Source organism: Pseudomonas sp. ICMP 561 (assembly GCF_002699985.1).
In the GTDB taxonomy this organism is placed as follows: domain Bacteria; phylum Pseudomonadota; class Gammaproteobacteria; order Pseudomonadales; family Pseudomonadaceae; genus Aquipseudomonas; species Aquipseudomonas quasicaspiana.
Genome location: NZ_LKBT01000034.1, coordinates 250147 through 272628 on the forward strand (window position 1 = coordinate 250147; position 22482 = coordinate 272628).

General features: G+C 57.5%; 21 protein-coding genes. 12 read left to right on the forward strand and 9 right to left on the reverse strand.

Annotation, left to right across the window (positions count from 1 at the left end; all coding sequences use genetic code 11):
- Positions 1–84: 84 nt before the first annotated feature.
- Complete coding sequence (locus tag AO242_RS21055) at positions 85–1578, reverse strand: aldehyde dehydrogenase (protein ID WP_099270225.1); 1494 nt, start codon at positions 1576–1578, stop codon at positions 85–87.
- A gap of 261 nt (positions 1579–1839) precedes the next feature.
- Between AO242_RS21055 and AO242_RS21060 the strand changes: the two genes are divergently transcribed.
- On the forward strand, positions 1840–2202 hold the full coding sequence (locus AO242_RS21060) for a cupin domain-containing protein (RefSeq protein WP_027902756.1): 363 nt from the start codon (positions 1840–1842) through the stop codon (positions 2200–2202).
- A 69-nt stretch (positions 2203–2271) separates the two neighbouring features.
- Here AO242_RS21060 and rpmG read toward each other — a convergent pair whose 3' ends face one another.
- Both rpmG and rpmB read right to left on the reverse strand, forming a co-directional pair.
- The gene (gene rpmG / locus AO242_RS21065; RefSeq protein ID WP_007894709.1) at positions 2272–2427 is read right to left on the reverse strand and encodes a 50S ribosomal protein L33; all 156 of its coding nucleotides are present in this window, start codon (positions 2425–2427) and stop codon (positions 2272–2274) included.
- A gap of 11 nt (positions 2428–2438) precedes the next feature.
- Positions 2439–2672 (reverse strand): 50S ribosomal protein L28, encoded by a 234-nt coding sequence (gene rpmB / locus AO242_RS21070; RefSeq protein WP_007920377.1) that lies wholly within the window; start codon positions 2670–2672, stop codon positions 2439–2441.
- A 364-nt stretch (positions 2673–3036) separates the two neighbouring features.
- Between rpmB and AO242_RS21075 the strand changes: the two genes are divergently transcribed.
- Positions 3037–4626 (forward strand): ABC transporter substrate-binding protein, encoded by a 1590-nt coding sequence (locus tag AO242_RS21075; protein ID WP_099270226.1) that lies wholly within the window; start codon positions 3037–3039, stop codon positions 4624–4626.
- A gap of 143 nt (positions 4627–4769) precedes the next feature.
- Entirely contained in the window at positions 4770–5654 is an 885-nt protein-coding gene (locus AO242_RS21080) for an MBL fold metallo-hydrolase (protein ID WP_099270227.1), read from the forward strand.
- 279 nt (positions 5655–5933) lie between these two features.
- Here the strand turns inward: AO242_RS21080 and AO242_RS21085 are convergent, their stop codons facing one another.
- The 3 genes from AO242_RS21085 to AO242_RS21095 all read right to left on the reverse strand — a co-directional run bounded on the left by AO242_RS21085 (position 5934) and on the right by AO242_RS21095 (position 9355).
- The gene (locus AO242_RS21085) at positions 5934–7877 is read right to left on the reverse strand and encodes an acetyl-CoA hydrolase/transferase C-terminal domain-containing protein (RefSeq protein WP_099270228.1); all 1944 of its coding nucleotides are present in this window, start codon (positions 7875–7877) and stop codon (positions 5934–5936) included.
- Between the two features lie 147 nt (positions 7878–8024).
- Positions 8025–8675 carry an HAD family hydrolase gene (locus AO242_RS21090; protein WP_099270229.1) on the reverse strand — a complete coding sequence of 217 codons (651 nt, stop codon included), beginning with the start codon at positions 8673–8675 and terminating at the stop codon, positions 8025–8027.
- A 131-nt stretch (positions 8676–8806) separates the two neighbouring features.
- The gene (locus tag AO242_RS21095) at positions 8807–9355 is read right to left on the reverse strand and encodes a gamma carbonic anhydrase family protein (protein ID WP_099270230.1); all 549 of its coding nucleotides are present in this window, start codon (positions 9353–9355) and stop codon (positions 8807–8809) included.
- A gap of 54 nt (positions 9356–9409) precedes the next feature.
- Here AO242_RS21095 and prlC point away from each other — a divergent pair, with 54 nt between their 5' ends.
- The 3 genes from prlC (at position 9410) to AO242_RS21110 (ending at position 12938) form a co-directional block, all read left to right on the forward strand.
- Positions 9410–11497, forward strand: a complete 2088-nt coding sequence (prlC, locus tag AO242_RS21100) for an oligopeptidase A (protein WP_161628562.1) — start codon at positions 9410–9412, stop codon at positions 11495–11497.
- A complete protein-coding gene (locus tag AO242_RS21105) occupies positions 11494–11781 on the forward strand; it encodes a YheV family putative zinc ribbon protein (RefSeq protein ID WP_099270231.1) in 288 nt (95 codons plus the stop codon). The genes prlC and AO242_RS21105 overlap by 4 nt, the downstream gene beginning before the upstream one ends.
- Positions 11782–11879: 98 nt before the next feature.
- Entirely contained in the window at positions 11880–12938 is a 1059-nt protein-coding gene (locus tag AO242_RS21110; protein WP_099270232.1) for a PA0069 family radical SAM protein, read from the forward strand.
- Between the two features lie 103 nt (positions 12939–13041).
- Here the strand turns inward: AO242_RS21110 and AO242_RS21115 are convergent, their stop codons facing one another.
- Entirely contained in the window at positions 13042–14415 is a 1374-nt protein-coding gene (locus AO242_RS21115; protein ID WP_099270233.1) for an amino acid permease, read from the reverse strand.
- A 215-nt stretch (positions 14416–14630) separates the two neighbouring features.
- Here AO242_RS21115 and AO242_RS21120 point away from each other — a divergent pair, with 215 nt between their 5' ends.
- The 4 genes from AO242_RS21120 (at position 14631) to AO242_RS21135 (ending at position 19094) form a co-directional block, all read left to right on the forward strand.
- Entirely contained in the window at positions 14631–15095 is a 465-nt protein-coding gene (locus tag AO242_RS21120) for an Lrp/AsnC family transcriptional regulator (RefSeq protein ID WP_099270234.1), read from the forward strand.
- A 220-nt stretch (positions 15096–15315) separates the two neighbouring features.
- Complete coding sequence (locus AO242_RS21125; protein WP_099270235.1) at positions 15316–16515, forward strand: amino acid aminotransferase; 1200 nt, start codon at positions 15316–15318, stop codon at positions 16513–16515.
- Between the two features lie 215 nt (positions 16516–16730).
- Positions 16731–17462, forward strand: a complete 732-nt coding sequence (locus tag AO242_RS21130) for a carbonic anhydrase (protein WP_027898489.1) — start codon at positions 16731–16733, stop codon at positions 17460–17462.
- 93 nt (positions 17463–17555) lie between these two features.
- Positions 17556–19094 (forward strand): SulP family inorganic anion transporter, encoded by a 1539-nt coding sequence (locus AO242_RS21135; protein ID WP_099270236.1) that lies wholly within the window; start codon positions 17556–17558, stop codon positions 19092–19094.
- Positions 19095–19253: 159 nt separating this feature from the next.
- On the opposite strand, the gene AO242_RS21140 is transcribed toward AO242_RS21135, so the two are convergent.
- Positions 19254–19898: a hypothetical protein gene (locus AO242_RS21140; RefSeq protein WP_027897974.1), complete on the reverse strand. Its 645-nt coding sequence runs from the start codon at positions 19896–19898 to the stop codon at positions 19254–19256.
- 358 nt (positions 19899–20256) lie between these two features.
- On the opposite strand from AO242_RS21140, the gene AO242_RS21145 reads away from it, so the two are divergent.
- Positions 20257–20802: a cytochrome c oxidase assembly protein gene (locus AO242_RS21145; RefSeq protein WP_099270347.1), complete on the forward strand. Its 546-nt coding sequence runs from the start codon at positions 20257–20259 to the stop codon at positions 20800–20802.
- Positions 20803–20912: 110 nt separating this feature from the next.
- Positions 20913–21545 carry an SCO family protein gene (locus AO242_RS21150; protein WP_099270237.1) on the forward strand — a complete coding sequence of 211 codons (633 nt, stop codon included), beginning with the start codon at positions 20913–20915 and terminating at the stop codon, positions 21543–21545.
- Positions 21546–21704: 159 nt separating this feature from the next.
- Here the strand turns inward: AO242_RS21150 and AO242_RS21155 are convergent, their stop codons facing one another.
- Positions 21705–22478, reverse strand: coding sequence for a MetQ/NlpA family ABC transporter substrate-binding protein (locus tag AO242_RS21155; RefSeq protein ID WP_027902804.1), 774 nt, complete (start codon positions 22476–22478; stop codon positions 21705–21707).
- Positions 22479–22482 lie beyond the last annotated feature (4 nt).

Below are 22482 nucleotides of genomic sequence, written 5' to 3' on the forward strand. Positions count from 1 at the left end.
GCTGCCGAAGGCTGCGAACAGCGGTGTCTCAGGCTAACCGCTTCGCAGCCTTCGGCAGCTCCTACAGGGCGGCGCGTGTAGCGGTTACAACTTAATCCACGTCGATTTCAGTTCGGTGTACTTGTCGAACGCATGCAGCGACTTGTCGCGGCCGTTGCCGGATTGCTTGAAGCCGCCAAATGGCGCGGTCATGTCGCCGCCATCGTACTGATTGACCCATACGCTGCCCGCACGCAACGCTTTGGCGGTCAGGTGGGCCTTGGACAGGTTTGCCGTCCAGACAGCAGCAGCGAGGCCGTACGGCGTATCGTTGGCGATCTGAATCGCCTCCTCGGCTGTATCAAACGTCAACACCGACAGAACCGGGCCGAAGATCTCTTCCTGAGCGATCTTCATGGCATTGGTCACTCCGTCGAAAATCGTTGGCTCGACATAGGTGCCACCGGTTTCCTGCAGGATGCGCTTGCCGCCCACCACCAGTTTGGCGCCGTCGGTATGTCCTGCTTCGATGTAAGACAGCACGGTGTTCATCTGTTGGGTATCCACCAGCGCACCCACGGTTGTGGCCGGGTCCAGCGGGTTGCCCGGCTTCCAGCTCTTGAGCGCTTCGATGACCATGGGCAGGAATTTGTCCTTGATCGAACGCTCCACCAACAGGCGCGAACCTGCGGTGCAGACTTCGCCCTGGTTGAACGCGATAGCACTGGCCGCGGATTCAGCGGCGGCCTGCAAATCTGGCGCGTCGGCAAAGACGATGTTCGGGCTTTTGCCGCCCGCTTCCAGCCAGATGCGCTTCATGTTCGATTCGCCGGAGTACACCAGCAACTGCTTGGCGATTTTCGTCGAGCCGGTGAACACCGCAGTGTCGACATCCATGTGCAGGGCCAGCGCCTTGCCCACTGTGTGACCATAACCTGGCAGCACATTGAGCACGCCAGCCGGGATGCCTGCCTCGATCGCCAGTTGGGCAATACGAATGGCCGTCAGCGGAGATTTTTCCGAAGGCTTGAGGATGACCGAGTTACCGCTGGAAAGCGCCGGGCCCAGTTTCCAGCTCGCCATCAGCAACGGGAAGTTCCACGGCACGATGGCGGCCACAACGCCTACAGGCTCGCGGGTCACCAGACCAAGCTGGTCATGAGGCGTGGCAGCTACTTCGTCATACAGCTTGTCGATGGCCTCGCCACTCCAGCTCAGCGCGTTTGCGGCGCCAGGGATGTCGATGCTGTACGAATCGCTGATCGGCTTGCCCATGTCCAGGGTTTCCAGCAGGGCCAGCTCTTCAACGTTTTTATTGATCAGTGCGGCAAAGCGCAGCATGGCGGCTTTACGCTTGGTCGGTGCCAGTCGCGACCAGACGCCGGAATTGAATGTCTTGCGGGCGCTTTCAACGGCGCGCTGGGCGTCGGCGGCGTCACAGCTGGCAACTTTGGCCAGCAGGCGGCCATCGACCGGGCTGACGCATTCGAATGTCTCACCGGAAGCGGCGTCGGAGTATTCGCCATTGATGAACGCGCGGCCTTCGATCTTCAGGTCCTTGGCGCGTTTTTCCCAGTCAGCATGGGTCAGGGTGGTCATGCGTATGTCCTCCGCTTGTATCGATTAGGGTGTGCCTGGTGGGTAGATTTGTGCAAAAAACAAACAATCTGCAATCCACCGCCACCGGGCAACGGCACTCACCACCCTAAACCAGTGATCTGGCGATTTCCAATATCTTTGACATAAAGGCCCTGAATGGCGCTGTCCTGTTCGATTTATGCAACATCGCGACGCGAGCGTTTGGCACTATTGGCTCGGCGCTTCGTCAAACCAGCAACGCACCTACCGCGAGGGTAAGAAATGACTATCGACAGCATCGTGGATTTCAGCGAAGCCAGCACCGAAGCTGAACGTTACCGTCCGGCGCCGGAAAAAATCTTCAAGGGCGATCCGGAGCAGACAATCTACAACCACTACAACAGCCCTTGCGGACAGATGAGCGCGGGTGTCTGGGAGGGTGAGGTCGGCCAATGGTCCGTTAACTACACCGAGCATGAATACTGTGAAATCGTGCAGGGTGTTTCGGTTTTGCGTGATGACGCGGGCGGGTCGAAAACCCTGCGTGCAGGAGATCGCTTTGTGATTCCAGCAGGCTTTAAAGGCACGTGGGAGGTGCTGGAGCACTGCCGCAAGGTCTACGTGGTATTCGAGGCAAAAGCCTGACCTTGGCATTCAATCAGGCACAAAAAAGCCCGCATCGCTGCGGGCTTTTTCGTAAAGAAGAAAAATCAATTACTTGATTTTGCCTTCTTTGTAGATCACGTGCTTGCGAACAACCGGATCGAATTTTTTGATTTCGATTTTGTCCGGAGTGGTGCGCTTGTTCTTGTCGGTCGTGTAGAAATGACCGGTACCAGCACTAGAAATCAATCGGATCAATTCACGCATGATCTTCTCCCTTAAATTTTGCCGTCGCGACGGAGTTCAGCGAGCACAACAGTGATGCCACGCTTGTCGATGATACGCATGCCTTTAGCAGATACGCGCAGACGAACAAAACGTTTCTCTTCTTCAACCCAAAAGCGGTGATGCTGCAGGTTTGGCAGGAAACGACGACGGGTTTTGTTGTTTGCGTGGGAAATGTTATTCCCAGTCACCGGACCCTTACCGGTAACTTGACATACTCTCGACATGCCTCAGCCCTCTAAAACCTCATGCCCAACCCGGCATGGGTTGGCCGCTTAATCTCTCAGTCATTTGGCGCCAGGCGCCGCGTTTCTTTAAGGGTCTTACCGGCTACACCTACAGTGAAGGAACCGGGCCCCTAGGAAAAGAGCGCTGCTTTATACCAGAAAGGGTTTGGTGTCACAACAGGCAAAGCACTTTAGCCCAACATCAGGCAACGCGTTCAGCCCAATGGTCAGGCCTTTGCGGGGGTGCTGGCAAATCTACCGCCGGTCGGGTTGTAACCATTGTTCTGTGTCCAAGCATGGTCTAGGGTAACCCCCTTACCAGACTGCGCCAGCAGATGGGGCCCTTTCTGACAGGAATATAGCCATGCGTCTTGCTGCGATACCGTTTTTGTTAGCTCCTCTTTTGTTCCCGGCAATGGCCAGCGCCGCGACGTCGTTGAGCGTCTGCACTGAGGCCAGCCCGGAAGGCTTTGACGTGGTGCAGTACAACTCGTTAACCACCACCAATGCCTCCGCTGATGTGCTGATGAACCGGCTGGTGGATTTCGACGCCCAGAGCGGCAAGCTGGTGCCCAGCCTGGCGCAAAGCTGGACCGTGTCGGCTGACGGCCTGACCTACGACTTCAAATTGCGCCCGGGGGTGAAGTTTCACCATACCGACTATTTCACGCCCAGCCGCGAGTTGAACGCGGATGACGTGGTGTTCAGCTTCCAGCGCATGCTTGACCCGCAAAACCCATGGCACAAGGTTGCTCAGAGCGGCTTCCCCCACGCTCAATCGATGCAGTTGCCTGCGCTGATCAAGAAGATCGACGCGCCTGACCCGCTGACTGTGCGCTTTACCCTTGATCATCCGGACTCCACGTTCCTCGCGACGCTGAGCATGGGCTTTGCCTCGATCTACTCGGCCGAGTACACCGCGCAACTGCTCAAAGCGGGCACTCCGGAAAAACTCAACAGCCAGCCGATTGGTACAGGGCCGTTCGTGTTTGAACGCTTCCAGAAAGATGCCGTGGTGCGTTACGAAGCCAACGCGGATTATTTCGCGGGCAAGCCGGGCGTCGACAAATTGATCTACGCAATCACCCCGGACGCCAATGTGCGTTTGCAGCGTATTCGTCGCAACGAATGCCAGATCACTCTTTCGCCCAAGCCGCTGGATATTCAGGAAGCCGCCAAAGATCCGAATCTGAAAATCGAAAAAACCGAAGCGTTCATGACCGCGTTTCTGGCGATCAACAGCCAGCACCCGCCGTTCGACAAGGCTGAAGTGAGGCAAGCGGTCAATCTGGCGTTCGACAAGGACAGCTACCTGAAAGCGGTATTCGAAGGCACCGCTGAAGCCGCCAATGGCCCGTATCCGCCGAACACCTGGAGCTACGCGAAAGACCTGCCCGGCTATAAGCCGGACGTCGCCAAAGCTAAAGCGCTGCTGGCAAAGGCGGGCGTGAAGGAAGGTTTCAAAACGACTATCTGGACCCGCCCGAGTGGCAGCCTGCTCAACCCCAATCCGAACCTGGGCGCGCAGTTGCTGCAGGCGGACCTGGCTAAAGTCGGCATCAACGCTGAAATCAAAGTCATCGAATGGGGCGAACTGATCCGCCGCGCCAAGGCTGGCGAGCATGACCTCTTGTTCATGGGTTGGGCGGGTGACAACGGTGATCCGGATAACTTCCTGACCCCGCAGTTCTCCTGCGCGGCCGTGAAGTCCGGTACCAACTTCGCCCGTTACTGCGACGCCACGCTGGACAAGCTGATCAGCGACGGCAAAGCCACCAGCGATCAGGCTGCGCGCAGCAAGCTGTATCACCAGGCTCAGCAGCAGATTCAGCAACAGGCACTCTGGTTGCCACTGGCACACCCAACCGCAGCCGTTATCACCCGCAAAGATGTCAGCGGTTATCAGGTTAGCCCGTTTGGTCGTCAGGACTTCTTCAAGGTGCAGGTTAAGTAAATTGATACTTAACGTAGGAGCGCGCTTGCCCGCGATGGCGATTCGTCTGTCGCAGATATTTGTCGATTGGCTTTGAAGGTCCTTCGGCCCTTATCGCGGGCAAGCGCGCTCCTACAGCAAACCCACATACTGTCGGAGAACCCATGATCATCGCCGACCGTCTTCACATCGAAGGCCTGTTCGACACCCACACATCAACGCTCAGTTATCTGGTGATGGACGTCCAGACCCGGCACTGCGCGCTGATCGACAGCGTACTCGACTTCGATCCCAAATCGGGACGCACCCGCACTGAATCCGCCGATCAGCTGATTGCCCGCGTTCGTGAACTGAACGCCTCTGTGCAATGGATCCTTGAAACCCATGTCCACGCCGATCATGTTTCGGCAGCGGCTTATCTCAAAGACAAGCTCAACGCGAAAATCGCGATTGGCAGCCACATCACCGCGGTGCAAAACGTGTTCGGCGAGCTGTTCAATGCGCCGAGTGGCTTCGCCCGGGACGGCAGCCAGTTCGATGTGCTGCTGGGTGATGGTGCGACCTTTAATGTCGGCGCCCTTGAGGCGCGGGCCATGCACACGCCGGGACATACTCCGGCGTGTATGACCTACGTGTTCGAAGTTGGCGGCGAAAGTGTGGCTTTTGTCGGGGATACGCTGTTCATGCCGGATTACGGCACGGCGCGCTGTGACTTCCCCGGTGCGGATGCGCGAACGCTGTATCAATCGATCCAGAAAATCCTCGCCCTGCCCGACTCAACGCGGTTGTTTATGTGTCACGACTACCAGCCGGATGGTCGCGAGTTGCAGTACATGACGACGGTCGCCGAACAGCGCGCCAACAATATCCACATCCGCCAGGGCATCGATGAAAACGAATTCGTGCAGATGCGCGAAGCCCGGGATGCCACGCTGGAAATGCCCGTGCTAATCCTGCCATCCGTGCAAATCAATATGCGGGCAGGCCACCTTCCCGAGCCTGAAGACAATGGCGTGCGCTACCTGAAGATTCCGCTGAATACGCTGTGAGCCCGACCTTTGTAGACACCTGTTGGAGCGAGGCTTGCCCGCGAAGAACGATACCCGGTAAGCCTGATGCACCGCAGCGACTGACTCGTCACAATGCCGCCCAGACCAAGCCCGCCTGAACAGAAGAGCGCAATCTCATGTGGGAGCCGGGCTTGCCCGCGATGCAGACACCGCGATTCGACAGATGGACCGGATCGCCCTTATCGCGGGCAAGCCTCGCTCCCACAGAAAATTGCATTTGCAGGCGAACAGTGAGTCTCCGACAGGTACGGCGCTGTGTCAGACGCCGGGCGCTGCATCAGTCCGAGCCGTATTCTGCAACCCCGCCAACAACAGCCGCTGATACAGCTCCTCTTTCAACCCCTGTGGCCGGTCAAGCTGCATGCGCTCCAGATGCACCGGGAACGCCTCGGGCTCAGGCGCATCCAGTGTCGCCTTGCCCAGCTCGATGATTTCCGTGAGCTTGAACTTGCTCTCCAGCCAGTGCAGCGCCCGCAGCAGGTCGCGCTCTTCAGTGTTGAAGTCGCAGCCCAAGGGGTATTCGGGAAAGAGTTGCGAATATTGATCGGCGATGGCTTGAAGGCGCTCAGCGGTGTTGTGGGCGAAGCGCGGGTCCAGTTTGAAATCCTTGGGCAGCTTGCCCGCTCTTTGCGCTTGTTCGATCAAACCCGGCTGAAAGCGCGAGTCACTGATATTGAGCATGGCTTCAATGACCGCTGAATCATTCTTGCCGCGCAGGTCGGCAATGCCGTATTCGGTGACCACGATATCTCGCAGGTGACGCGGAATGGTGGTGTGGCCGTATTCCCAGACGATATTGGAACTGGTCTCGCCGCCAGACTCACGCCAGCTGCGCAGAATCAGAATTGAACGGGCGTCCTCCAGTGCATGCGCCTGGGCCACAAAGTTGTATTGGCCACCGACACCACTCACTACCCGGCCGTCTGCCAGTTGATCAGACACCGCGGCACCCATGAGGGTGACGGTGAACGCACTGTTGATGAACCGCGCATCGCGTCGCTGCAGACGCTTGAGTTGCTCATCGCCATACAGCTCGTTGATATAGCTGATGGCAGTCATGTTGAAGTCGCCGAGACGCTCCAGGGAAAACTCTCGCAAGCGCTGATAGAAACTCTGCGGCCCGAGGAAGAACCCGCCATGGACCGTGATGCCGTCCGTGTAAGCCGACTCGTCGAGGGTGCCATTATTGGCTTCGCGCTGACGCATTGCATCGGGATACACCTTGCGGCGAATGATCCCGGCGTCGACCAGCACCAGCAGACCGTTGACGAACATCTCGCTGCAGCCGTAAAGCCCTGAAACGAAGGGCTCGACGCCGCCCTCACGGTCGATCAGGGTTTGCCAGTCGCTGAGGTTCAGTTCGGCCAGCAGCGCTCGATAAGTGTCGTTATCGGCCTGACGAGCCAGCAACGCAGCAGTCAGCGCATCGCCCATTGAGCCAATGCCGATCTGCAAGGTGCCGCCATCGCGTACCAGTGTGCTGGCATGCAGGCCGATGAAATGATCCTGAAAGCCCACCGGCATATTCGGCGTGGAAAACAATGTGCTGCGCTCTTCTTCATCGATCAGAAAGTCGAAGTCCTCGGCATCTAGCTCCGAATCGCCCGGCATATAGGGCAGATCCGCATGAACCTGGCCCAGCATCAAAACGGTTTCTCCGGCTGCGCGCCGCTTGGCAATCATGGGCAACAAGTCGAGGGTGACATCGGGGTTGCAGCTCAGGCTTAACTTGCCCGGCCGTTGTTCATCACGGGCAACCAGTTGAGCGACCAGATTCAGGCCGCCGGCGTTGATGTCCCGCGCGGCATGGCTGTAATTGCTGCTGATGTAATCATGCTGGGCGGGCGCACTGTTCAGCAGGCTGCCCGGCTGCATGAAAAACTGCTGCACGCGGATGTTGGCTGGAAGGCTGTCATGGTGCAGATCGGCGAGAAATTCCAGCTCGGGATAATCATCAAATATCCGGTCCAGAAACGGCTGCAGGAATCGTCCTTGCAGACCGTCCCCGGTGGGCGGACGACCCAGGCTTAGCGCCGTGTAGATCGTCAGCTGCCGCTCGGGCATTTGCCTGATCCGCTCATACAGTGCGTTGACGAACCGATTCGGCTTACCCAGACCCAATGGAATGCCCATGTGGATATGCGCTGGCAACCGGGCGATGACATGAGCGACCGCTTGATCAATGGAGCTGGACTGCGGCATCGGGTCCTCCAAGGCTTGTTATTAGATGGAGCTTGGACCGGGGTTGTGCGGGTTTTGCTGCATCTGATCTGTTGGAGCGAGGCTTGTCCGCGAAGAACGATTACGCTGTGTGTCTGGTGCATTGCGGTGCCTGGTTCGCAGAACAGGTCACTTCTTTAGAAACGCCTTATGCAGCTCCGCCAGCGTTGCAAAGTGATACGTCGGCGACTCAGCCTGCAATTCCTCATGACTACCAAAACCATAGCCCACCGCAGCCACATCCAGCCCATTGCGCAGGCCGCCGATCAGGTCGTGTTTGCGGTCGCCGATCATCAGCGTCTGCTGCGGATCGAGCTTTTCTGTCGCCATCAAATGCGCGATCAGTTCAACTTTATCGGTGCGGGTGCCGTCCAGTTCGCTGCCGTAAATCACTTTGAAATGCCGGGCAAAGTCGAAATGCCGGGCGATCTCATGGGCGAATACCCACGGCTTGGACGTTGCGATATACAAATTGCGACCTTGATCGACCAGCTCATCCAACAGTTCAAAGATGCCATCGAACACCAGGTTTTCGTATAGCCCGGTGACCTTGAAGCGTTGGCGATAGAAGCCCACCGCTTCCCAGGCCCTGGCTTCGTCAAAGCCGTATTGATGCATGAACTGCTGCAACAGCGGAGGGCCGATGAAGTGCTCCAGTTGTGCCAGGTCCGGCTCATCGATCCCCAGTTGCTTCAGGGCGAACTGGATTGACTTGGTTATCCCTTGGCGCGGATCGGTCAGGGTGCCATCCAGGTCGAACAGGATGTTTTGGTAATGCATGCAAACTCCCATGGTTTTTTCGGGATTAGCTGTCTTGCGGCACCAACGGTAGGAGCGAACTTGTTCGCGAGGCGTCGGGCCTGACACAAATTCTCGCGAACAAGTTCGCTCCTACCGTGGCATGTGGCGATTCAGCAAGGCTGATCAAAACCTTCCGCCAGATGCAGGTCCTTGAGCTTCACGTAATTAGCCGCGCTGTACGGAAAGAAGGCGATCTCCTTCTCGGTCAACGCCCGGACCTGTTTCACCGGGCGGCCGACGTAAAGAAAACCACTTTCCAGTACTTTGCCCGGCGGCACCAGACTGCCTGCGCCAATGATCACTTCGTCTTCAACCACTGCGCCGTCCATGATCGTGCTGCCCATGCCGATCAGAATGCGATTGCCGATGACACAGCCGTGCAGCATGACTTTGTGGCCGATGGTGACTTCATCGCCAATCAGCAGCGGAAAGCCGTCCGGGTTGAACGGCCCGGCGTGGGTAATGTGCAGCACGCTGCCGTCCTGCACGCTGGTGCGCGCGCCGATACGGATGCGGTGCATGTCACCGCGAATCACGGTCAGCGGCCAGACCGAGCTGTCAGCACCGATTTCGACATCGCCGAGGACAACGGCCGAATGATCGACAAAAGCCCGGTCGCCAAGCGTTGGCGTATGGTTCTGGAACGTGCGAATCGCCACGATAGGCTCCTTCTTTGGCGCTGATAGCTGCGGACCGCGCCGATTGTAATTAAGATGCGTGGGTGTTTCTTCCAGCCAAGGTGCAAAACCGTGAGCGCGAACAACCCTCTTCTGCAATCCTACGACCTGCCACCTTTTTCGGCGATTCGTGCCGAGCATGTCAAACCTGCCATTGAACAGATTCTTGCCGACAACCGCGCAGCGATTGCCGAGATCCTTGTCAAGCAAGGCTCGCAGCCTACATGGGCCGGGCTTGTATTGGCGATGGACGAACTCAATGACCGCCTCGGCGCCGCCTGGAGCCCGGTCAGCCACTTGAATGCCGTGTGCAACAGCGCCGAACTGCGCGAAGCCTACGAGTCATGCCTGCCGGCGTTGAGTGCCTACTCCACTGAAATGGGTCAGAACCGCCAGCTGTTCCAGGCGTTTGAAGCCTTGGCCAACAGCCCTGAAGCGGCCGGCTTTGATGTGGCGCAGAAAACCATTCTCGAGCAATCGCTGCGTGACTTCCGTCTGTCGGGCATCGACTTGCCGCCAGAACAACAGAAGCGCTACGCCGAAGTGCAGAGCAAATTGTCGGAGCTGGGCAGCCAGTTTTCCAACCAGTTGCTCGACGCCACTCAGGCCTGGACCAAGCTGGTCACTGACGAAGCGGCTCTGAAAGGATTGACCGAGTCGGCCAGGCAACAAATGGCGGCCGCCGCCAAGGCCAAGGATCTGGAAGGCTTCCTGATCACTCTGGAATTCCCGAGCTATTACGCGGTGATGACCTACGCCGAAGACCGCGCCCTGCGCGAAGAAGTCTACGCGGCGTACTGCACACGTGCGTCTGACCAGGGCCCGAATGCTGGCAAGAACGACAACGGCCCGGTGATGGAGCAGATCCTCGATTTGCGTCAGGAGCTGGCTCAGCTGTTGGGCTTTTCGAGCTTCTCCGAACTGAGTCTGGCCACCAAGATGGCTGAGTCCAGCGATCAGGTGCTGACCTTCCTGCGTGATCTGGCCAAGCGCAGCAAGCCTTTTGCTGCTCAGGATCTGGAACAGCTCAAGGCCTACGCCGCCGAACAAGGCTGCCCGGACCTGCAAAGCTGGGACAGCGGCTTTTATGGCGAGAAACTGCGTGAGCAGCGCTACAGCGTTTCTCAGGAAGCATTGCGCGCTTACTTCCCGATCGACAAAGTGCTGGGCGGCCTGTTTGCCATTGTTCAGCGTCTGTACGGCATTGAAATCGCCGAGCAGAAAGGCTTCGATACCTGGCATCCAGACGTACGCCTGTTCGAGATCAAGGAAAACGGTCAGCACGTCGGGCGTTTCTTCTTTGACCTGTATGCCCGTGCCAACAAGCGTGGCGGTGCGTGGATGGACGGCGCCCGCGACCGTCGTCGTACTGCCGAAGGTCAGTTGCAGAGCCCGGTGGCGAATCTGGTCTGCAACTTTACTCCGGCCTCGCCGGGTCAGCCTGCGTTGCTGACCCACGATGAAGTCACCACCCTGTTCCACGAGTTCGGCCACGGTCTGCATCACCTGCTGACCCGCGTTGAGCACGCAGGTGTGTCCGGCATCAACGGCGTGGCGTGGGATGCCGTAGAGCTGCCAAGCCAGTTCATGGAAAACTGGTGCTGGGAGCCGGAAGGTCTGGCGCTGATTTCCGGTCATTACCAGACTGGCGAAGCGTTGCCACAGGACCTGCTGGAAAAAATGCTCGCTGCGAAAAACTTCCAGTCCGGGCTGATGATGGTTCGTCAGCTGGAATTCTCGCTGTTCGACTTCGAGCTGCATGCCACTCACGGCGACGGCCGCAGCGTGGCGCAGGTTCTGGATGGCATTCGCGACGAAGTGTCGGTGATGCGTCCGCCTGCTTACAACCGCTTCCCAAACAGCTTCGCGCACATTTTCGCAGGCGGTTACGCGGCGGGTTACTACAGCTACAAGTGGGCTGAAGTGCTGTCCGCTGACGCGTTCTCGAAGTTCGAAGAAGACGGTGTACTCAATGCCGAGACCGGTCGCGCCTTCCGTGAAGCGATCCTGGCTCGCGGCGGTTCCCAGGCGCCGATGGTGCTGTTCGTCGACTTCCGCGGACGTGAGCCGTCGATTGACGCACTCTTGCGCCACAGTGGCCTGAGTGAGGATGCGGCAGCATGACCGATACACCGGTAATCATTACCAAGAAGCGCTTCATCGCCGGGGCTGTCTGCCCGGCGTGCAGCGAGCCTGACAAACTCATGATGTGGAGCGAAAACGACGTTCCTCATCGTGAGTGCGTGGGCTGCGGTTACAGCGACACCCTCAACGAGCAGGGCAATTCGGTACCCAAGGAGCTGGGCACGCGCGTCAACAAAATCGCGGTCAAGGCTATCGATCCGAAGGTACAGGGCGTGCAGTTCTTCCCGAATCCGAAGCTGAAAAAGCCGGTTGATTTGGATTGAAGTGACTCCTACCGGTGTTATGCCTTTTATCGGGCAAGCTAGGGATATAAGAGGTATATCTTGTACTGTATGCACATACAGTTATAGGAGAAGCCCCCATGTCCCTGATTTTCCCGCCTCGCGGCCGGGGCACGGCCAGCAACCCGCATAATCGCTTCGCGCCCAGCCGTTCATTGGCTGAGGACGACGGCTGGTATCAGGAAGTGCCGTTGACCCAAGGCACACAGGTCACCAGCGAAACGGCCAAAAGCATCATCACGCGCAACACCTCGCCTGACATTCCCTTTGATCGCTCGATCAACCCGTTTCGCGGTTGTGAGCACGGTTGTATTTACTGCTATGCGCGGCCCAGTCATGCCTATTGGGACATGTCGCCGGGCCTGGATTTCGAAACGAAGCTGATCGCTAAAACCAACGCCGCTGCTGTGCTCGAACAGCAGTTGTCGAAGCCGGGTTATCGCTGCGCGCCGATTACTCTGGGAGCTAACACCGATCCGTATCAGCCCATCGAGCGTGAGTACAAAATCACCCGGGCGGTGCTCGAAGTGCTGCTGCGTTATCGCCATCCGGTGACGATCATTACCAAAGGGTCGTTGATCCTCCGGGATCTGGACCTGCTGGCCGAACTTGCGAAACAGAATCTGATCTCGGTGTTCATCAGCCTGACTACGCTGGACGACGAACTCAAACGCATTCTGGAGCCGCGCGCCGCTGCGCCCAAAGCGAGGCTGCGAGCGATTCGGGTGCTACGCGATGCGGGGGTGCCGGTGGGCGTGTTGTGCGCGCCGATCATCCCGATGATCAACGACATGGAACTGGAAGCCATGCTCAGCGAAGCCAAGGCTGCCGGGGCCTTGAGTGCCAGCTACGTGATGCTGCGCCTGCCGCTGGAAGTTGCGCCGCTATTTGAAGAATGGCTACAGGCGCACTACCCGCAACGGGCCGAGCATGTGATGAGTCTGGTCAGACAAGTGCGTGGCGGTGAGGTTTACGACAGCCGTTTTGGCGTGCGAATGCGTGGCGAAGGCCCGTTTGCTGACCTGTTGGCGCAGCGCTATCGCATGGCGATCAAGCGGCTGGGGCTTAACCAGCGGGAAAGCTTCAACCTGGATTGCGAGGCATTCTGCCCACCGGGTGGGCAGATGTCGTTGTTGTAGCAGCTAGTCCTGTTGGAGCGAGGCTTGCCCGCGAAGAACGATGACGCAATATTTCTGCCCAAACGAGTTGGCTGGTTCGCGGGCAAGCCTCGCTCCAACAGTTTCAGTTCCGCGCTGAAAGAGCCTTCGCCTTACGCATCTTGATCCGGTAAGCCACCCCCAGAACAATCAGCCACGCCGGAAGCAGGAATACCGAAAGCGAAATGCCGGGCGTGAAGTACATGATCACCAGAATGCCCAGCAGGAATACCAGGCACACGTAGTTGGTCAGCGGGTAGCCCCAGCTTTGGTATTCAGTGGTTTCACCCGCTTCGCGCTTGGCCTTGCGGAATTTCAAGTGGGTAATGCTGATGATCACCCAGTTCAACACCAGTGCGGACACCACCAGTGCCATCAGCAGTTCGAAGGCTTTACCTGGCATCAGGTAGTTGATCAGCACGCACAGGCCGGTGGCGGTGGCCGATACGCCCAGCGCCAGCAATGGCACGCCGCGACGGTTCACCTTGAGCAAGGCCTTGGGCGCATTGCCTTGCATGGCCAGACCGAAGAGCATGCGGCTGTTGCTGTAAACGCAGCTGTTGTAGACCGACAGCGCTGCGGTCAGCACCACGACATTCAGGAGGGTGGCGACCAGATTGCTGTCCAGCGCGTGGAAAATCAGCACGAACGGGCTGCCGCCAGTCACGACTTTCTGCCAAGGGTACAGAGAGAGCAGGATGGCCAGCGCGCCGACGTAGAAAATCAGGATGCGGTAGATCACCTGATTGGTTGCCTTTGGAATGCTGGTCTTAGGGTTTTCTGCCTCGGCAGCAGTGATGCCGACCAGCTCCAGACCACCGAACGAGAACATGATGAAGGCCATGGCCATCACCAGCCCGCTGATGCCATTCGGGAAGAAGCCACCGTACTGCCAGAGGTTGGCGACGCTTGCGTCAGGCCCGCCGGTGCCGCTGGCCAGCAGCCAGGCACCGAACACGATCATGCTGATGATCGCGACGATCTTGATCATGGAGAACCAGAACTCCATCTCGCCGAAGATCTTTACGCTGGTCAGGTTGATCAGATTAATGGCCACGAAGAAGATTGCCGCCGACACCCAGGTTGGCGTCTCAGGCCACCAATACTGCACGTACTGGCCCACCGCAGTCAGTTCGGCCATGCCCACCAGTACGTAAAGTACCCAGTAATTCCAGCCCGACATGAAACCTGCGAAGCGACCCCAGTAACGGTTGGCGAAGTGACTGAAAGTACCCGCGACAGGCTCTTCCACCACCATTTCACCCAGCTGGCGCATGATGAAAAACGCGATCATGCCCGCAATGGCGTAACCGAGGATGACCGACGGACCGGCCATATTGATGGTGTGCGCAATGCCCAGGAACAGTCCGGTGCCGATTGCGCCGCCCAGGGCGATCAGCTGGATATGCCGATTCTTGAGCCCGCGATGCAGGTGAGCGGCAGATTTTTGTTCGTTCATAAAAGGTTCTGACCCAGGTGAAGATACCGAGTGGATACAAGCCGCCAATTGCGAGCTGTACGGGGCATTTTGCAAAACAGGTGCCACACAACAGCTTTTGGATTTTTCAGGTGCTGCAAAAGGATGACGCAGGCTACCCGCCATTGGCCAAGCGTCAAGCATAAACTGTTAGGCTTTGCGTCCGAAGCCTTTGAATTCCGACGGATTACTCGACCATGAAAGTCAACGAGATCGACGATTTTGATTTGAAGATCCTGACCCTGCTACAGGCCAACGGGCGCCTGACCAATCAGGAGCTTAGTGACCTGATCGGGTTGTCCGCGTCCCAGTGTTCGCGGCGTCGGATCGCTCTGGAGCAGGCGCAGTTGATCCTTGGCTACCATGCGCGGCTGGCCCCACAGGCCATGAATCTGGAGGTGGTGGCGATGGTGGAGGTCAAGTTGATCAGCCATCGACCGGAGCATTCAGAAGGCTTTCAGGCGTTCATCGGCACCGAGGCTGCAATCATCGATGCGTACAAAACCACCGGTGATGCCGATTACAACCTGAAAACCGCAGTGGCAGATCTCGCCAGCCTCAATCAACTGATGGGCAGGATTTCTGAGACAAACTGCGTTTCGCATCTCAAGACTTCAGTAGTGCTGGAGCGTTTGAAGGAAAACAATATAGCCACCGCTTGAGGCGCTTCGCACAGTATTGACTCGTTTCTTTGGCTTTATGTACACGTTTGGTGCGTTTTTTGTTTCGTGATTGCGTGATCTGTGCGTTTTGAAAGCTTTGTATGCGTGATCATCATGCTTTGTGTAGGATGCGCGCTTGTTGTGTGAGCTATGGAGTTTTCCCATAGGCTTGCTTACCCCGTTATGTCGCGCCCGCCTTTTTCATCAGGAGTTGTCTGCCATGTTTGCCCACGTTGAGTCCTATGCCGGTGATCCGATCCTGTCGTTGATGGATACTTATCAAAAAGATCCCAACACCGAAAAGGTCAACCTCAGTATCGGTCTGTACTACGACGACCTTGGGCAAATCCCGCGTCTGGCTTCTGCAGTAGAAGCCGAGAGCACACTACTTGAGGGCAAGCAGCCTCCTTGCGTGTATCTGCCAATGGAAGGCCTTGCTCCTTACCGTCAGGGCGTGCAGGCATTGTTGTTCGGCGAGCAGCACCCTGCTCTGCTGGCCGGACGCATTGCAACTATCCAGACCGTAGGCGGCTCGGGAGCATTGAAGGTCGGCGCGGACTTCCTGAAGTCGGCTTATCCGGACTCTCAGGTCTGGGTCAGCGATCCGACGTGGGAGAACCATCACGCGTTGTTCGGCGGCGCAGGCTTCAAGGTCAACACGTATCCGTATTTCGATGCCGCGACCGGTGGCGTGAATTTCGACGCCATGTTCGCCTCGCTGCAGAAGTTGCCCGCGCACAGCATCGTCCTGCTGCACCCGTGCTGCCACAACCCGACCGGCGCGGACCTGACCATTGCCCAGTGGGATCAGCTCATTGAACTGATCGGCGCGCGCAAGCTGATTCCTTTCCTGGACACTGCTTATCAGGGTTTCGGTGCTGGTATGAGTGAAGATGCCTACGCCATTCGAGCTATGGCTGATGCTGGTCTGACGGTACTGGTCAGCAACTCGTTTTCGAAAATCTTCTCCCTGTACGGCGAGCGGGTCGGTGGTTTGTCTATCGTCTGCCCTGATGCTGCCATGGCCGACAAAGTGCTTGGCCAGCTCAAGGCCACCGTCCGCCGTAACTACTCCAGTCCGCCGAAACACGGCGCGCTGGTAGTGTCCGCGGTGCTTAACGATCCAATTTTGCGTAACCAGTGGCTCGCTGAAGTGGAAGCTATGCGTCTGCGCATCATCGAGATGCGCGTAAAACTGGTGGCTGCTCTCAAGGAAAAAATGCCACAACGTGACTTCAGCTATATCCTCACGCAAAGTGGCATGTTCAGTTACACAGGTTTCAGCAGTGCACAGGTTGACCGACTGAGAAACGAGCACGCCGTTTATCTGATCAGCAGTGGCCGGGTTTGCATGGCCGGGCTGAACGAGCAGAATCTGCCGAAGGTTGTCGAAGCTTTCAGTAGCGTTTGCGAGGGATAACGGAAAAATCAGGGTTGCAGGCCATTCAAATGCCACTAGTGCCGTTGGGCTGTAACCCTTGATCCAGAGCGCTACATTCAGTTTCAGTTAAGTTTTGACGGTTAGCCTGTAAATCTGCATGACCCCGTTGGGCGCGGGCAAATGGATTTGGACGCGATGCCTGTTGTCAGGGTTGCAGCAATAAATCCACATCAATCCGTCAAAGAGGATTAGACATGAGTGACATGGATAAGCAGGTTTCAGCTACGTCGGTAGACGTTAAGCCTGAGGCCGAAACTTCCGACGTAGCGCTGGCTCACATTGTTGAAGGCTTCAAACGTTTTCGCTCTGAAGTTTTTCCTGAGCAGGAAGAACTGTTCAAGAAACTCGCAACGGCCCAGCAGCCGCGTGCCATGTTCATTACCTGTGCCGACTCCCGGATTGTGCCGGAGCTCATCACCAACAGCTCGCCTGGCGACCTGTTCGTGACGCGTAACGTCGGTAACGTAGTTCCTCCGTATGGTCCCATGAACGGCGGTGTTTCCACCGCTATCGAATACGCCGTCATGGCGTTGGGCGTGCACCACATCATCGTCTGCGGCCACTCCGACTGCGGCGCCATGCGCGCTGTACTCAACCCGCACACGCTGGAAAAAATGCCGACGGTCAAAGCCTGGCTGCGACACGCCGAGGTCGCCCGTACTGTGGTTGAAGACAACTGCAGTTGCACCGGCGAAAAAGAAACGATGCATGTCCTCACCGAAGAGAACGTCATCGCACAACTTCAACACTTGCGTACTCACCCATCAGTAGCGTCGAAGCTGGCCAGCGGCGAGTTGTTCATCCATGGTTGGGTGTACGACATCGAAACCTGTGGCATCAAAGCCTACGATGCCGAAAAAGGTCGTTTCCTGGAGTTGGATGGCGACCATCCGACACCGGTTGCCACGCCGAAGTCTCGCTACTAAAAAACGCGACTTTCACCTCGTTCAGACACCTGACGGTGCGCTACCAGCGCGCCGTGAGGCGTCGTCACGTCTGAAGAATCCCGGAGAGTCATCATGAGCCTCGCTCAATTGAAATCCGTTTTGCCCAGAGAGCTTCTAGCTTCCGTAGTCGTTTTTCTGGTTGCATTGCCCCTGTGTATGGGGATCGCTATCGCTTCCGGTATGCCACCGGCCAAAGGACTGATCACCGGCATCATCGGCGGCCTGGTGGTGGGTTGGTTGGCAGGCTCACCGCTGCAAGTCAGCGGCCCGGCTGCAGGCCTTGCGGTCTTGGTCTTCGAGGTGGTCCGCGAACACGGCATGGCCATGCTCGGTCCGATCCTGCTACTGGCGGGTGTGCTGCAAATTCTTGCCGGGCGCTTCAAGCTCGGTTGCTGGTTCCGCGTCACAGCTCCGGCGGTGGTCTACGGCATGCTCGCCGGTATCGGTGTGCTGATCGTGCTCTCTCAGGCGCACGTCATGTTTGATGGCGGGCCCAAACCGTCCGGCCTGGATAACCTCGTTGCCTTCCCTTCTACCCTGATCCAGGCTATTGGCCCGGGCAGCGGCATGCAAGCCGGAGCTCTCGGTCTGGGTACGATTCTGGTGATGTGGGTGTGGGACAAGTTTCGTCCTCAGTCGCTGCGCTTCGTTCCGGGCGCCCTGCTGGGTGTCGGCCTGGCGACCTTTGCCAGTATCGCTTTAGTGATGCAGGTCAAGCGTGTGGAAGTGCCGGATAACCTGGCTGAAGCCATCGACTGGTTGCGTCCTGCCGACCTGATGAACCTTGCCGATCCAGCGATTCTGATTGCTGCCTTTGCGGTCGCTTTTATCGCCAGTGCAGAAACCTTGCTCTCTGCGGCCGCGGTAGACCGGATGCATGACGGGCAGCGCTCGGACTTCGACAAAGAGCTGAGTGCTCAAGGCGTCGGTAATGTGCTGTGCGGTCTGGTAGGCGCATTGCCCATGACGGGCGTGATCGTGCGCAGCTCCGCCAACGTTCAGGCGGGTGCCAAGACACGTATGTCGGCGATGTTCCACGGCCTCTGGTTGCTGGCGTTCGTGTTGCTGCTGTCCAGCGTGCTGCAAAGCATTCCGGTGGCGAGTCTGGCAGGTGTGTTGGTGTACACCGGTTGCAAACTGGTAGACCTCAAGGCTTTTCGTGGCCTGGGCCGTTATGGCCGGATGCCGATGTTCACCTACGCGGCCACCGCTGCGGCGATCATCTTTACCGATCTGCTGACAGGTGTGCTGGTCGGTTTCGGTCTGACCCTGGTCAAACTGGCGCTGCAAGCTGCGCGTTTGAAGATCAACCTGGTGCCCACCGACGTTGAAGGCGAGTTCGAGTTGCGCATGGTCGGTTCCGCTACCTTCCTGAAAGTCCCGGCGCTGACCAAGGTGCTGGAGACTATTCCAGCGGGCAGCAAGGTTTATGTGCCGATGAGCAACCTGAGCTACATCGACCATTCCTGCCTTGAACTGCTGGAAGAATGGGGCCGCGCCAACGCTGCTCAGGGCTCGCGTTTGATCATCGAGCCTCGGAGATTGAAGCGCAGGCTGGAAGGTCGGTTGACGACGACTACCGGAATTGGATCGGCGGCGTCGCAGGCTTGAGGTTATGAACAGTCCTCACGGCTAAATCTATTCCTTCGGGCAATCCATAGCCGTAGGACTGGCTTTAGCCGGGAGGGCTTTATTCATGACAGAAGATATATGGGACCGTACTGGCCCTCTCCCGGCTAAAGCCGGTCCTACGGGGTTATTGGCGATCCGTTAACCTCGATCCAGGGCCAGCCCAAGCCCCAGCTGGCGCGACAGGCATGGCCAGCGCTTCCAGGCGGCTTCGGTGTCCGGGCTGCTCAGGCGGTCGCGGTAAGCTTCCACGGATTCCAGCTCAAAGCTTTCCTCATCAAGCAACTGATCGACAGCGTGATGCACCGCTTCGTCCAACTGGTTGGCGAACGACTCACCAATCAACTGGTGGGCGATAACACTGGCGACCACGGTATTGGACGGGATCAGCGGGCGGGCGAAATGCTTGATGTATAGATCATTCACTTCTTCAACCAGACGATGCGCCAGATAGGCCTCGTCCAGCAGGCTGTCGAGGCCCTCGTGGCCGTCCATGATGGCGGGTGGTGCCGTGAAGAAGTGCTCGGCGATTTTCAGCACCGGCTTGATCTGCCCTTCGATGCCCGCCTCAACGGCGACCTCATGAGCGGCGTCCAGCAAATCCGGCACCAGGTCGATGTAGGCGGTGACAAAACGCGTCAGTACGCCACGCGCATCGACTTCTGGCAGGTGAATGGCAGGGTGCAGGTGCGGTAACTGGGTTTCAAGTTGTCGCAATAACTGGCCGGTCTCGGCCTCGTGTTGATGCGCACGTTGTATCTGCTCGCGCAAAGCGGCGGTGTTCATGAATGCTCCTGAGGGTGGAAAACCAGGGTACGAATAACGGGAGACCATACGTTAGCCTGCCTGAACGAAAGGCTAAGACGTTTTTGTCATAACAGGTTCACATATATGTGTATTGGCTATTAAAAGCGCCATTTGCGCCAATATTGCCTCTTAAATTTTTGACGCGGCAACTCGCGGGCGACATTTTCCGGATTTTGCCAGCGCGTTGCACGCCTCCGGGGCCTGTCTATACTCGGTTTTTGGCAGGTCAGTGATAGGCATTGGCTAGTGTCGAGACCCACACTTTCTTCCGCGTCGCCAATCCTCGGTCACCACCTCATGGCGCGCATTTCACTTTCATCAGGTCGACTGTATGGGTATGAATGCCCCCCGTTTTTCCAAGTCCCAGATCGTCCGCCTGCTGCTGGTGATTATCGTCATGTTTGCTCTCGGCGTTTCTGCAGTTCCGCTGTTCAATGGTGCGTCTCGGGTATTGGGCATTCATGGCAACGCTGGCGATGATCAGCGCTCGCAACGGGTCGATGAAAGCCGTCAGGTACGGGTGAAGTTCCTGTCGTCCAATGCCGTGAACATGGTGTGGGGCTTTTACCCTAAAGCCGATCAACTGGAAGTACATCCCGGCGCCGTTAATGACATGTGGTTCATCGCCCAGAACCCCACAGACCAGCCCATGACAGCTCAGGCAGTGCCGAGCATCTCGCCAGGCTCCGCAGCGGCGTACTTTCACAAGACAGAATGCTTTTGCTTCACCCAGCAAGTGCTGCAGCCGGGTGAGCGTGTGGAAATGCTGGTGCGTTTCATCGTCGACTACGACTTGCCGAAAGACATCGAACAGCTAACGCTGGGATACACCTTGTTCAACGTGACCTCCAGCAAAACGCCTGCCTCGAAAAGCGGCGGTTAGCCGTTGCTGGGTGCATCGAGTTCTCTTCCTGATTCGGGCGTCCGTGCTGTAACGTGGCACGCCATTGCAATCTGCGCTCCGCCACCACAAGACCCATTACTGCTGATCTCATGACTCGAACCCAGAAAACCGTTTTCATCCTGGTCGCCCTCGTCGCTTTGATTTTGGGCTATGCCGTCAATCGTGTGTTGTCCGGCAACAGCGCTAGTGACCAGACCGCTTTGATCGATGCCGGGATCATTCTGCTGCCCCAAAGCCGCAAGCTGCCAGACCTGACCATGACCGATCAGGACGGCCAGCCAGTGCAGGTCAACGGGTTCAAGGACAAGTGGACGCTGTTTTTTTTCGGCTACACCTATTGCCCGGACATCTGCCCTACCACCCTCGCCCAGTTGCGTCAGATCAAGAGCGAACTACCTCAGGAGACGTTGAGCAAATTGCGAGTGGTGCTGGTCAGCGTCGATCCCAACCGCGATACGCCGCAGCAGCTCAAACAGTATCTGGGTTATTTCGATAAGGACTTTGTAGGGTTGACCGGCAGCGTCCCGGACATTCAGAAGCTGGCCAACAGCGTGAGCATTCCGTTTATTCCGGCCGATACCAGTAAACCGGGCTACACCGTGGACCATAGCGGCAACCTTGCGTTGCTCGGGCCTGACGGCAATCAGCGCGGGTTCATTCGTGCGCCGTTCAACAATCAGAAGCTGCTGGCGCAGTTGCCGGGGTTGTTGGAGCGGGAGTGAGTTGGCAGCGCCTGGCAGGGACTGTTTTCTGTTGGAGCGAGTGGGCGGCAATCCGACTTGCCCGCGAAGAACGATGGCAGGTCGTTCTGATAGACCTGAGGCGCTTCATTCGCGGGCAAGCCTCGCTCCAACAGGATCTGCAAGTCGCGGTGATTCAGCTTAAAAAGCCGGAACCACTGCGCCTTTGTACTTCTCGGCGATGAACGCTTTCACTTCCGGGCTTTGCAGGGCGGCAACCAGCTTCTTGATGGCGTCCGCATCCTTGTTGGCCTGAGTCGTCACGAGAATGTTGGCGTAAGGCGACTCGGCACCTTCGATGATCAGCGCGTCCTTGGTTGGATCAAGTTTGGCCGCCAGCGCGTAGTTGGTGTTGATCAGGGCCAGATCAACCTGAGTCAGCACACGAGGCAGGGTTGCAGCTTCCAGCTCGCGGAACTTCAGGTTTTTCGGGTTTTGCAGCACATCGCTTGGCTTGGCGAGAATGCTGGTTGGGTCTTTCAGGGTGATCAAGCCGCCTTTGGCCAGGAGCAGCAACGCACGGCCTTCATTGGTGGCATCGTTAGGCAACGCAACGTTGGCACCGTCCGGCAAATCGGCCAGGTTCTTGATCTTGTCCGAATAAGCACCGAACGGTTCTACGTGAACCTTGGCCACGCTCACCAGATCAGTGCCCTTACCCTTGTTGAACTCATCCAGATACGGCTGGTGCTGGAAGAAGTTGGCGTCCATACGATTCTGTGCAACTTGCACGTTAGGCTGCACGTAGTCATTGAAGACCTTGATTTGCAGGTCCACGCCTTCTTTGGCCAGGGTCGGCTTCACGAATTCGAGAATCTCGGCATGCGGTACGGCACTGGCCGCAACGGTCAGGGTTTCATCAGCGTGTGCGGACAACGCAGCAACAGCAGCAAATACGGCCAACAGCTTCTTCATACAT